Here is an 11,876-nt window from a genome sequence, read left to right on the forward strand (position 1 = left end):
TCATGCTGGCAGTCCATTTCGGAGCAGGGAATATCGGTCGGGGCTTTATCGGACAGTTGCTGAGCCAGGCTGGCTACGAAGTCGTGTTCGTCGACGTCAATACGGCATTGGTTGATGAGCTTAACCGCAGAAAAATGTATCAAGTGCAGCTGGCCACGGCAGGAAATCCGCAATCCGTCGTGGAAGGAGTGCGTGCGATTCACGGTCAGGATATGGAAGCGGTCACTGCTGCCATCGCTTCCGCCGACTTGGTGACGACTGCTGTAGGGCCAAATGTCCTTGGACCTATCTCGGGAGCGATTGCGGCGGGAATCGAGAAGCGGCTTGCCGACAATCCGCAGCCATTGAACGTGATTGCTTGCGAAAACATGATTGGCGGAAGCGCCAAGCTGAAAGAGCACGTTTTTGCCCGGCTTGCGGAACCGCTTCAGGCGAAAGCAGAGCAGTTGATCGGGTTTCCGAACGCGGCTGTAGACCGCATCGTGCCGATTCAGCAGCATGAAGACAAGCTGCTGGTTACTGTCGAACCGTTTTTTGAATGGGTCGTAGACCGTTCGCAAATGGTTGGAGAGGTGCCGCAGATTGAAGGAATCACTTATGTGGACGACTTGGCTCCGTACATCGAACGAAAGCTGTTTACCGTAAATACGGGCCACGCTGTAATTGCCTATATGGGCTACCAGTTGGGGATGACAACGATTGATCAGGCTATGCAAAACGAAAAGGTCGCCAAGGCTGCCAGAGGCGCTCTGCAGGAAACGGGTGCCCTGTTGACCGCCAAGTACGGTTTTGACGCACAGGCGCACGGGCAGTACATCGAGAAAATATTGGGGCGCTTTGCCAATCCGCTGCTCTCGGACGACGTTGTCCGTGTGGGACGCTCGCCGCTTCGCAAGCTCTCACGGCATGACAGGCTGGTTGGCCCTGCTCTGGAATGCATGGACAGAGGAATCCGTCCCGAGCATTTGGGGATGGCGATTGCAGCGGCGCTGCTGTTTGATTATCCACAGGACGAAGAGGCGGCGCGCATTCAGTCAGATTTGAAGCTGTACGGTTGGGAATATGCATTGCACAATTGCACAGGCATTCCGGCAGGCCATCCGCTTGAGGAAGTCGTTCGCAAACAGGCGCGGTTGATGCAGGAGTGGACAAGTACCAAGTAAAGAAGGGTGGGTGCGGGGGATGTCCCAGAAAATCGTAGGTGTAAAAGCTTCTGTGGGGATTGCCATTGGCAAAGCGTTTTTGCTTGCGGCTCCTGACATGCAGATCAAGACGGTGGCAATTGAAGATGCTGCCAGCGAAATTCATCGCTTCGAGGCAGCGCTTGCGCGGGCAAAGGCAGATTTGCAGGAAATTGCCCAGCGTGTGGAGACAGAAATGGGCACAGAGCAAGCCGACATTTTCAGAGCCCATCTGCTCGTCCTGGAGGACCCGGAGCTTGTCGATACCGTCAAGGACAAGATTACGCAGGAGATGACAAACGCGGAGAGCGCGCTGCATGATGTGGCGCAAGCGTTTATCGGCCTGTTTGAACAAATGGACAACGACTACATGCGGGAACGTGCGGCGGACATTCGCGACGTCACGAAGCGTGTATTGGCATATTTGCTTGGAGTGAACTTTTTTCAACCCAGCTCATTGACGGAGGAAGTCATTATCGTGGCGGAAGATTTGACGCCGTCGGATACGGCTCAGCTTAACCGCCAATTTGTAAAAGGCTTCGTGACCGACATTGGCGGGCGCACCTCGCACTCGGCTATCATGGCGCGCTCGATGGAGATTCCGGCTGTAGTCGGGACGCAGAACATTACGAGTGCTGTCCAGGCTTCTACGCTTATGATTGTGGACGGGCATGAGGGCGTCGTCATCATCGATCCGAGCGAAGAAGAGGTCGCGCACTATACGCGCAAGCAAGCAGAAGACGCAGAGCAAAAGGCCGAGCTGGCAAAACTCGTTCACAACCAGACGGTTACGGCAGACCAGCATCACGTGGAGCTGGCAGCCAACATCGGAAGTCCGGCAGATGTGGCAGGAGCGCTGGCGAACGGCGCAGAAGGAGTCGGGCTGTTCCGCACCGAATTTTTGTACATGGGCCGGGATGATTTCCCGACCGAGGAAGAGCAGTATGTTGCGTACAAACAAGTGCTGACGAGCATGGGAGACAAGCCTGTTGTCATTCGCACGCTGGACATCGGCGGAGACAAGCATCTGTCCTATCTGGACATGCCGGAAGAGATGAATCCGTTTCTGGGCTATCGCGCGATCCGGCTGTGTCTGGACAGACAGGAGCTTTTCCGCACGCAACTGCGCGCCTTGCTTCGCGCCGGGGTGCATGGCAACCTGAAAATCATGTTCCCGATGATTGCGACACTGGAGGAGTTCCGTCAGGCGAAAGCGATCCTGGAAGAAGAAAAGCACGCCCTGCAAAATAGCGGTGTAGTTGTATCCGATCGCTTCGAAGTGGGTATCATGATTGAGATCCCTGCTGCTGCCATGATGGCAGATGTATTCGCGCGTGAAGTGGACTTTTTCAGCATCGGCACCAATGACCTGATTCAATATACGATGGCAGCCGATCGAATGAACGAGCGGGTTGCGTATTTGTACCAACCTTACCATCCGGCTGTCCTGCGGCTTTTGCGCAATGTGATTCAAGCCGGGCACAAGGAAGGAAAATGGGTAGGAATGTGCGGCGAGATGGCAGGCGATCCTGTTGCCGTACCGATTCTGTTGGGACTCGGCCTCGATGAGTTCAGCATGAGTGCGAGCAGCATTTTGCCCGCCCGCAAGCAGCTGAGTCTTCTTTCCCGAGAAGAAATGGAAAAGCACATCGACACCATTTTGCAAATGAGTACGTCCGCGCAAGTAGAGGCGTTCGTCAAAACAACGATCATGAAAGATGGCATCTAAGGAGGCAAGATCATTATGGTGGAGAAAAAAATCGTCGTTCAACTGGCGCACGGCTTGCACGCCAGACCAGCGGCCAACTTCGTGAAAACAGCCACGACGTTTTCCAGCGAGATCAAGATTGTCAAAAACGAGAAGACGGTCAACGGAAAGAGCATCATGGGCATCATGGCTTCGGCGATCGCCAAAGGCGAGGAAATTACGCTGATTGCTGATGGCGTAGACGAAAACGAAGCGATTGCTGCTTTGGAAGCGGTGCTGACTTCCCAGGAATAGTGTGAATAACGTGCAAAAGCTCCCTTATCCGGGGAGCTTTTTTGTTTGGTTATCTACTGCTGAAAAAGGGGTCAGGCGTTTGGCTTGTCGCTGCTCATCGAGCAAAAGCTCTAATTGGGTGCGGACTTGTTCGACATAGGGAGTGGACAGGGCAGGGAAGGCGAGGTTGTGCATTTCCCACGGGTCTGTCGTGAGATTGTACAATTCGTATTCCGGTTCGATCGGCGGGGGAGGCTGGCCCGGTGCAGAGGGTGCAGCAAAATAACGGGAGTATTTCCACAGCTCCCAATGCCCATCTGTGGGCAAGTAAGCTATTACGCTTTCCAACAAGTTAGGCTCGATCACAGAGTGGTAAGGCTGACCGAGCAGACTGACTTGATGCTGGCCTTTTGTCACATCATCCTCTGACATGAAGTAAAGCGGGCCGAAATCATCTGGCTGTATCTCGCCGCCACTGACAATCAGCGATGAAAAATTATTTCCCACGAAAGGGCGGGTTTCGCTGTGAGTAAGCTGCAATTGTTCGGCGAGCGCGGGCACGTCGGCTTGCACGCAGCCGAGCAAGGTCGGGAGGATATCCACATGGCTTGTCAGCATTTCAGTAGACAGCGACTGTGGAAAAAGCAACGGATTGTGGATAATGAGCGGAATGTGGATGGCTTCTTCGTAGGCGCAATACCATTTTTGATGGAGATTTCCGTGGGCGCCGAGCAGTTCTCCGTGGTCCGCTGTGAAGACAACGAGCGTTTCCGGGTAAAACGATGTCGCCGTCAACGCCTGCAGCACGCGCATGACCTGCTGGTCGGCGTTTTTTTGCAATTGAAAGTACAGACGGCGGTAAAAGTCGTCGTCAGAGATGGGCTGGAATGCTTGTGGATAAACATCGCGGTAGCTCGCCTGGCAGCGAGGTTTCGTCAACAAAGATTCGTTTTGCGTCGGCGAAGGCGGAATGTCGGGGATGGAGTCATCCACATGAAAGCGAAAAAGCGGAACTTGAGCGGAGATATCCCCATAAAGAGCGATATCGTGTGGATTGACGAAAGAGGCGACGACAAACCATGGCTGATACTCCTCAGGGTGCGCCAACTGTTGTTTCTCCTGTTCGAGCCAAAACAACAGATGGATCATCTCGCTGCCGTACACGACGTCTCGCCCGTTTACACCGATGGCAGCGGAGGAGCCGGAATTGTGTGGCGCTCTGCCGTGCGGTTCAGGGCCGATCCAGCCGGAAAAGCCGTATCCGTCCAGCCGATCCGCCAGCCAGTACAAGCTTTCTTTTTGCGGATCGGGAATCCCTGTGACGGAGTCGTAGCTCAGAACAGGGACATGCGTGCCCGGTATCCAAATATCGCCGTCGGAAATGTGCCATTTGCCTTTGTAATACGTTCGATAGCCCGCCGCACGGAAGTAGTCGCCCATCGTCGGCACGGTGTTGGGATCGAGCCAAAACATGTCGCTGTCCGGGGAGCGTTTGGCGACGCCGCTCGTCTGCGTGACCCCGTGCAGAGAAGGGTATTGGCCTGTGAACAGCGTCGTTCTGCTAGGCGAGCAGGCTGTTGCGCCTGCATAGTGGCGCTTGAACTCCATGCCGTGCCTGCGCAAAAACGAGTGGGCAGGCAGAGCTTCCTCGCGCCATGTGCGCAAGCTGCTCTCCTCGTACGCTGGCGGAAACCGTTCCTGGTCGACGATGATCAACAGGATGTTCGGACGTGTCTTGAAAGAACAACTCGACATATCGACGCCTCCAGATGAGATGTACACACTGTTATCAACATATGGGGATAAGCTTTGTCCTTATCCACAAAAAAATCGCCTCGCTGTGCGCAAGGCGACATGATTGTTCCACAGTTAAATCAACACGTAAGAGAGCAGTGACAAAAGCACGGAGGTGATCGACATGGCAATCAGCGGTTTCGCTGCTTTCGTGCGCAGGGCACGCAGGTTGACGTTCAGCCCAAGGCCAACCATTGCCATCGTGAGGACGAAGGTGGTCACGTGGGCTACTCCGGCGTTGAAGGACTCGGAGACGGGAATTTGTTTTCCCAGCACATAGCTTCCAAACAGGCTCATGACGAGAAAGCCGATCAAAAACCAGGGGAACTCGACTTTTGCTTCTCCTTGCAGTTTGCCGCTGCGTTTCATCCAGAACATCAGGAGAAAACAGAGCGGAACCAGGAGGAGGACGCGGCCCAGCTTGGCTAAAAGCCCGATCGCCAGACCATCCTGCCCGGCGGGAGCAGCAGCGAGTGCAACGTGGGCGATTTCGTGCAAGCTGATGCCGGACCACATGCCGTAATCAATGGCAGTCAGCGGCAAAAACGGGCGCAGCACCGTGTAGAGAATCGCAAAAATGGTTCCGACCAAGGCGATAATGCCTACGCCGATGACGGTGTCTTCCTCTTTGGCCTGAATGATCGGGGAAACGGCGGCAATCGCTGCCGCTCCACAGACTCCTGTCCCGACGCCGAGCAAGAGGGAGAGGGAGGCGTCGGCTTTCAGCCATTTGGCGAGCAGCACAGTAAGCGCGATAGCGAATACGATGACTCCGGCGTCGTAGACGAGCAAGCCAAGACCTTGGTGCAAAACGACATCGACATTCAGCTTAAGACCGTACAAGATGATGGCGAGCCGCAGCAAGCGTTTTGCCGAGAACTGAATGCCAGCGCGCAACGCCTCCGGGTAGCCCCAAAACTGGCGATACGCCACCGCAATCAGGATGGCACAGGCGAGTGGCCCGACCCGGTCAAAGCCGGGAACTTGAGCCAAACCGTAGCCGAGCACGGCAACGAGAAACGTAAAGGCGACGCCCGCTATCCACAGCGGAAGCGAGGCGGGAGTGTTTGTATGCTTGCTTTTGGATTGAGCAGATGGATGATGGCTGTCGTTCAATGGCGCGCTATCGTTAAGCGGGGAAGCCATTGCAATCACTCCTTGAAAAGTTTTGACAACCAAAGCATAAAACAACTGTTACAATAAGAAAAATAAATGATTGATATAATGACAATAAGTAATTTTGTATAGTAGAGACAATCGAGGGAGGGAGGCTTGCGTGGATCAGCAATTGCGTGTGTTTGTCACGGTGGCAGACAGGCAAAACTTTTCGCGGGCCGCAGAGGAATTGCACATGACCCAGCCTGCGGTTAGCCAATACATTTTGTCGTTGGAGCGGACGATCGGAACCAAACTGTTGGAGCGCAGCAACAAATACGTCCGGTTGAACAAGGCGGGCGAAATTGTTTACCACCATGCCCGGGAAATATTGGGGCTGTATACGCGCATGCAAAGCCTCGTCGATGACTTGATGAACACGCCGAGCGGGCATTTGACGATTGGCGCCAGCTATACGTATGGCGAGTACGTCCTGCCACATGTGATCGCCAAGCTGCGCAAGGACTATCCGCTGATCACTCCGACGATCACGATTCACAATTCAACCGTGATTGTGGATCTGGTGGCAACCCGGCAGCTTGATGTAGGGATCGTCGAAGGGGAGTACGTCAATGACAAAATGTGCATCGAGCCATTTGCCGACGATCGCATGTACGTGATTATCTCTCCCGGTCATCGGCTGGCGAGCAAACAAGAAGTCAGCATCCATGATTTGATGGAGGAAACCTGGATCGTGCGGGAGGAAGGCTCAGGAACGAGGGAAGCGGCGGAAAAAATGTTTCGTCAGCTCCAGTTTCAGCCACAGAAGCGAATGGAGTTTGGCAGTACCCAAGTCATTAAGGAATCGGTCGAGGCTGGCTTGGGGATCAGTCTGCTCTCGTATTGGGCGATTCGCAAAGAACGTCAGCTCGGCACGCTCTGTACGCTGAAAATAGCGGGAACGCCCGTGACGCGGGACTTTTCGCTGGTGACGAAATCGAACGAATTTCAGACGCGGGCGCTGGAAATTTTCATGGATCTCATTCGTTCCCATCTGCCAGAAGGATCGCACGTATAAAAAGGGAAGCAGCACCGTCGATCAGACGCGCTGCTTCCTTTTTATACGTGCGATATATGCGCGACTTTCAGCGGGCGGGGGAGCTTTTCGGAGAGCAGATTGCTTTCACTCATGAGTTTCCGCCAGAGGGCAGAGCGAGCGTCAGGCGGAAGGTGGTGCCAACCGAGCCGCTCTGTACCAGCGTCCCGGAATTGTTTTTTGTATTTACTCCCAAAAATGGTAGACTGTAAAAATTGTGCTAATGACAAAACTTATGGCTACGTAAATGATAAAGTATCTTATGTTGAACAAAATCTTTAAATTATGTTGTTTCGTTAAGTATTCATAAAATGTAGTAACAAAGTGAACAAGCAAAGCGATTGACATAGCATAAAAAAAATTTTTCAAGAATACGCTTATCATGCTGAATCCTTTCTTGTCCCAGAATATTTATCCTATGTTATCATTTTATCCATTCTATCGGAAGAGCGGCGTGAGCTTTCAGTTTTCTCAGGTCTTTCTCTTTCTTTTTCCCTTCTTTCTTCTCTAAAAGATGTTTTATTATCGAGAGTTTCATTAGCATGAATTGGAGTAGTTATGATGGACTTATTGAGAAGCTCCAGTCCGACACCCTTTACGCCGTTTTGTTTGTAAGCATTCTCTAAATCTTTCACGAGAGGTTTTACAATGGTTTCTGCTCCTATGTAAACCCCTACTCCAACTAAGCCCCCTCTAATTCCTGATCCTACCGTATCAGGTTTTGGTACACGTGGACCAAGGTTCTGATTTATTTTAGATGCAGCCTGTGCAGTTTTTGACTTTTCATTATATATTTGCGTACTCTTGTAGATCTCTCTGCCAGCACCAACAGCAGCAGCTACACCAACCCCTTTATAATTCATGCCATAGGCTTCTTTATCTTTGTCGGCTTTAGAGTTTGACGAGGAGCTGTTTGTGTGTTGATTACCGCTTGGACTATATCCATGGGCTTCTTTATCGTTCGTAGGTTTTGACGAGCTACCACCGCCAGCAGATGTACTTTCAGCATTTACACGGGTTTGCACTGTAGGTTTTTCTAGTTCTTTCTTATAAGCTTGTTGAGCGGCTGGGCTAATTTGAACCGAGTCACTTTTCGGTTTTGCTGGCGTAGATGCTACATCATTTCGAGGTGGAGTACTAGTAGTAGGGCTAATAGCTTTAGAACTCTGAGGAGTACTATTCTTGCTTGGCGTTGGTGTGTAATCACGAATAGATATATTTTTCATGCGAATATTCACTTCTGTAATATTCAATTTAGATGTACACAAGGATTTTCTTATGAAAACCCAAAAATGTAAATATTTAGTTATCTACTAAATTCGACATTTTGTCCTATTTCATAGAATTTAACTAGCTTCCAGTAAGGTAAAATAGTATTGGTTTTGTCGAAGCTTGTCTAAGTTTTTTTGGTTTTTACAGTACTCAACTTTCGCAGTGCGAAAATCGGCTTAACTTTAGGTACAGCTTAGATTTAAGATCAATTGGATGTACTGCTTGAAAAATAGAAGGACACCGCTTCGTTTGGTAAAGTGATGCAGAAGTACGTGGACAGCCAACCGTTGTACAGACAGGAGCAGCAGTTTGTCCGCATGGGGCCGCCCATCTGCTCTACGATTACCGGACAACGCGCGGCGGTGAGCATCCCCGGAACTTTCTGGCGGGGTTTGGCGGCTATCTTCACGTGGACGGCTATGCCGGTTACCACAAGGTGAAGGATGTCACCCCTCGTTGGATGCTGGGCGCATGCGCGTCGCAAGTTTGACGAGGCGTTGAAGGCGCTGCCCGCCTCCCCAGACAAAGACGAAACAGCAGTTCAGCAAGGGCTTCAATTCTGCAACCAGCTCTTTGCCATTGAGCGGGAACTGAAGGACGTGACACCAGAGGAACGTTATACCGTCCGAATGGAGCGAAGCAAGCCCATTTTGGACGCTTATTTGGCATGGTTGCGTCAGTAACGCCCCCGAATGCTTCCCAAAAGTCTGCTGGGGCAGGCGATTGCCTACAGCCTGAATTAGTGGGACAAGCTGACGACGTTTTTGCAGGATGGGCGGCTCGAGATTGACAACAACCGCAGCGAGCGGTCGATGAAGCCGTTTGTGATCGGACGAAAGAACTAGCTGTTCGCCAATACGCCTCGCGGTGCAAAGGCGAGCGCAATCATCTACAGTGTCATCGAAACAGCCAAGGAGAATGGACTGAACCCGTTCAAGTACTTGACGTACCTATTCGAACAACTCCCGCAGCTTCCCGTTCTGAAAAATCCAGAAACCCTGGATAGTTTGCTGCCTTGGTCGCCGTCGTTACTGCTAACTTGCCGCGTGTTCAACTCTTGACCCCAGCATAGACCAGCAACAAGGTGGGGGCTATTTGACGCTTACGGCTTTCTGTCATTTTCCTGGCTCATGCATTTTGGGCCTTTTTCTCTATGCCTAAACAGATCATCTTCGTTCTTTTTGAAATTACGATTTAGGTAAAATGGGGCATTTGCATAATTTACATAATATGGTAATATTAAGTGATAATTCAAATTGTATGTTCATTTTCCATAAAAGTATGCATTTCCTTTTTTGTTGAGGGGATGCACTTATAAAGGAGATGTCACCCTTGAAAAAATTTTATATCCTTATTTTATCTCTCATCGGAATTATTGCACTCAGTAACCTCGTCTATTTTCCTGGATTGAAAGTCTGGGCATTTGATGAGCTAGCCTTATTTGATAAGCAAAAGATAACCTCGCTTACTATTCATAACCATGAAGAAAATGAAAAAGTAGAAATTACTGACCCAAAAGAGATTCAAAAAGTACTCAATGATTTTTCCAAAATGGAACTTCGCAGAATTAAAAGCGAATCTGATGCAAATAACTCTGGTGCAAAAGAAGTAAAAGAAAATGTTCATACGTATACCATTGATGTTTATGCAAATAAACAGGATATCGGGACAATTTATCTCTCTGGTACTACATACATGATATTTTACGGAAAATCATCATCTGACGATATCCCTGTTTATAAAATTGAAAATAATCCTGACTTAGAAATCCACGAAGTGTTCAATTCAGCAAAAAAAAAAATAATTTGACACCATGCAACTTATTACTCCCTGTAATATTAAGATCAAAAGGAGATATTCGGCTATTGAACCGAATATCTCCTTTTGTATTAATTACGGTTGTTCCCAACGACCATTTTTATCCTGTAGTCGAAGAATATTTCCTTTACCTGTGATTAGTCGAATGTCTTCATAGTCCATAAATGGGAATTCCAACTTAGCCTTTCTGTATCCATTTCGTTTCATGAAACGACGAGTATCATGCATATCGTCGATCGCAATCCGAATATTATCTTCTAATTGTTTCTTCAAATTCGGTGATAAGGATGCAACCAAACCAACAACACCTACCGCGATACTGAGAGGTCGGACAAGATTAAATACGATCCCAATTACAGACGCCGTAAGTGAAGCCATATTCGCCAGTTTATTATCATCCATTTGGATTACACCGTATTTGAGAACGTCCGACATAGCTTCGGCAAGATCATCAAGGTCGTCTTGGTCAACAGTAATCGTATCAACGTATTGTTTCAATTTTGTACGTGCCATAATTTATCTTCCTCCGAAAATTTATTCCAAGCAATTTTCCGCGCGGTGATTAACTTGGTATTCATTAAAGTGAATCGAAGGTAAAAAATAACAACCCGATCTCAAAATTTTTTCTTTGCTTATCATAAGCAATTTTTTGTGCTATAGGTTTTGACAGCTCTAATCATCCGAAAGACTATTTCTTGACGTATGTCCTCACGTACACCTATATCCGTGAATTTCAACGACTTGCGAATCTTTGGCTCAAATCTTTCTATGATCTCTACCATTGCACTTTCATCATTATTTTGCGCTCGCTTTACCAGCGTTAACAGGCTCATGTATTTTCGCCTCCCAATAGCTGTTTTCTAAGCTTCAGTAACGCTCGTTTCTTTGTTTTAGAAACTGCTTGCTGGCTTGTGCCTAACAGGGTCGCAGCCTCCACCTCTTTGAGATTCCTCAAATATAGAAGTGCAAGTATCTCCCTTTCCTTTTCTGTGAGAGTTTGAACAGCATCCAAAACTCGTTTGTCAGCTATTACATCCTCCCACTTAGCTTTGTTTTCCCACTCACTTTTGCCAGTGTCACTAACAAAGCTGTCTATCACCCTTTCAATTTCATCTGTAGGTTGGAATACCTTTCCTATCTTTTGAGTACGAACAGCTAACTCGATAGCTGTAAAACGGATGAGTGATGAAATATATTTGATTAGTTGAAGCTCAGCGTAAAACTCCTGAATCCTACTATTCAATTCATCATTTCTCTTCTGCGTATCGTCCGGTGAAGCAATCACTCTTTGGCATAGTTGCTGATTGTCTTCTTGAGCTAGAAATGCATCCAAAAACTTTTGATTTGATAAGTTAGTAGGCCTGAACAAAAAATCCCTCCCAAACAAGATCGTACGTTCTCTTTTTGAACAAAAAATAAAAGTGCCAGATTCTCACTGACACGTCCCGTTCTACAATATCCATTTTACTAAATAACTAAACCTTGCATTGGTTTATTCCTTAAATGTAAATTTTTGTAATTAAGTGTAAGCTTACGCACTCTCACCTTCCCCTTTACGCTGTAACAGATGATGAAAAGGTACGTTTCTTTGGTAATGGCAAACAAAATAAGTACATGTGTGAATGTCAATCAAAAAGTT

The 11,876-nt window shown here is 48.9% G+C and carries 11 protein-coding genes and 1 pseudogene; 6 read left to right on the top strand and 6 right to left on the bottom strand.

The annotated features are described in order from the left end of the window. Positions 1–2: 2 nt before the first annotated feature. From DEP07_RS12715 to DEP07_RS12725, 3 genes are read left to right on the top strand one after another with little or no spacing between them, the layout of a single operon-like run. A complete protein-coding gene (locus DEP07_RS12715) occupies positions 3–1,163 on the top strand; it encodes a mannitol-1-phosphate 5-dehydrogenase (RefSeq protein ID WP_287102568.1) in 1,161 nt (386 codons plus the stop codon). A 19-nt stretch (positions 1,164–1,182) separates the two neighbouring features. After that, positions 1,183–2,910, top strand: a complete 1,728-nt coding sequence (ptsP, locus tag DEP07_RS12720; protein ID WP_287102569.1) for a phosphoenolpyruvate--protein phosphotransferase — start codon at positions 1,183–1,185, stop codon at positions 2,908–2,910. Between the two features lie 15 nt (positions 2,911–2,925). Continuing rightward, positions 2,926–3,183 carry an HPr family phosphocarrier protein gene (locus DEP07_RS12725; RefSeq protein WP_122962479.1) on the top strand — a complete coding sequence of 86 codons (258 nt, stop codon included), beginning with the start codon at positions 2,926–2,928 and terminating at the stop codon, positions 3,181–3,183. Between the two features lie 24 nt (positions 3,184–3,207). Here the strand turns inward: DEP07_RS12725 and DEP07_RS12730 are convergent, their stop codons facing one another. Both DEP07_RS12730 and DEP07_RS12735 read right to left on the bottom strand, forming a co-directional pair. Next, entirely contained in the window at positions 3,208–4,917 is a 1,710-nt protein-coding gene (locus DEP07_RS12730; protein WP_287102570.1) for a sulfatase-like hydrolase/transferase, read from the bottom strand. A gap of 114 nt (positions 4,918–5,031) precedes the next feature. Continuing rightward, positions 5,032–6,102 (bottom strand): YeiH family protein, encoded by a 1,071-nt coding sequence (locus tag DEP07_RS12735; RefSeq protein WP_287102571.1) that lies wholly within the window; start codon positions 6,100–6,102, stop codon positions 5,032–5,034. Between the two features lie 130 nt (positions 6,103–6,232). Between DEP07_RS12735 and DEP07_RS12740 the strand changes: the two genes are divergently transcribed. Continuing rightward, a complete protein-coding gene (locus tag DEP07_RS12740) occupies positions 6,233–7,129 on the top strand; it encodes a LysR family transcriptional regulator (RefSeq protein WP_063228853.1) in 897 nt (298 codons plus the stop codon). A 434-nt stretch (positions 7,130–7,563) separates the two neighbouring features. On the opposite strand, the gene DEP07_RS12745 is transcribed toward DEP07_RS12740, so the two are convergent. After that, positions 7,564–8,400: a hypothetical protein gene (locus DEP07_RS12745; RefSeq protein ID WP_173599542.1), complete on the bottom strand. Its 837-nt coding sequence runs from the start codon at positions 8,398–8,400 to the stop codon at positions 7,564–7,566. A gap of 333 nt (positions 8,401–8,733) precedes the next feature. Here DEP07_RS12745 and tnpC point away from each other — a divergent pair. Next, positions 8,734–9,480 (top strand): annotated as a pseudogene (tnpC, locus tag DEP07_RS12750) (IS66 family transposase); the annotation flags it as partial. Between the two features lie 271 nt (positions 9,481–9,751). Next, positions 9,752–10,228: a hypothetical protein gene (locus DEP07_RS12755; RefSeq protein WP_122962483.1), complete on the top strand. Its 477-nt coding sequence runs from the start codon at positions 9,752–9,754 to the stop codon at positions 10,226–10,228. 84 nt (positions 10,229–10,312) lie between these two features. Here DEP07_RS12755 and DEP07_RS12760 read toward each other — a convergent pair whose 3' ends face one another. From DEP07_RS12760 to DEP07_RS12770, 3 genes are all read right to left on the bottom strand, one after another. Next, on the bottom strand, positions 10,313–10,750 hold the full coding sequence (locus DEP07_RS12760; protein WP_122962484.1) for a hypothetical protein: 438 nt from the start codon (positions 10,748–10,750) through the stop codon (positions 10,313–10,315). A 122-nt stretch (positions 10,751–10,872) separates the two neighbouring features. Continuing rightward, entirely contained in the window at positions 10,873–11,070 is a 198-nt protein-coding gene (locus DEP07_RS12765) for a helix-turn-helix domain-containing protein (RefSeq protein WP_122962485.1), read from the bottom strand. Further along, positions 11,067–11,606, bottom strand: coding sequence for a sigma-70 family RNA polymerase sigma factor (locus tag DEP07_RS12770; RefSeq protein WP_167470229.1), 540 nt, complete (start codon positions 11,604–11,606; stop codon positions 11,067–11,069). The genes DEP07_RS12765 and DEP07_RS12770 overlap by 4 nt, the downstream gene beginning before the upstream one ends. Positions 11,607–11,876: the final 270 nt, after the last annotated feature.

The organism is Brevibacillus sp. (genome assembly GCF_003521185.1).
GTDB classification, from domain to species: Bacteria; Bacillota; Bacilli; order Brevibacillales; family Brevibacillaceae; genus Brevibacillus; species Brevibacillus parabrevis.

Coding starts and splice junctions, on each gene's coding strand:
- DEP07_RS12715 (WP_287102568.1), top strand. CDS start 3: ATGCTGGCAGTCCATTTCGGAGCAGGGAATATCGGTCGGGGCTTTATC.
- ptsP (WP_287102569.1), top strand. CDS start 1,183: ATGTCCCAGAAAATCGTAGGTGTAAAAGCTTCTGTGGGGATTGCCATT.
- DEP07_RS12725 (WP_122962479.1), top strand. CDS start 2,926: ATGGTGGAGAAAAAAATCGTCGTTCAACTGGCGCACGGCTTGCACGCC.
- DEP07_RS12730 (WP_287102570.1), bottom strand. CDS start 4,917: ATGTCGAGTTGTTCTTTCAAGACACGTCCGAACATCCTGTTGATCATC.
- DEP07_RS12735 (WP_287102571.1), bottom strand. CDS start 6,102: ATGGCTTCCCCGCTTAACGATAGCGCGCCATTGAACGACAGCCATCAT.
- DEP07_RS12760 (WP_122962484.1), bottom strand. CDS start 10,750: ATGGCACGTACAAAATTGAAACAATACGTTGATACGATTACTGTTGAC.
- DEP07_RS12765 (WP_122962485.1), bottom strand. CDS start 11,070: ATGAGCCTGTTAACGCTGGTAAAGCGAGCGCAAAATAATGATGAAAGT.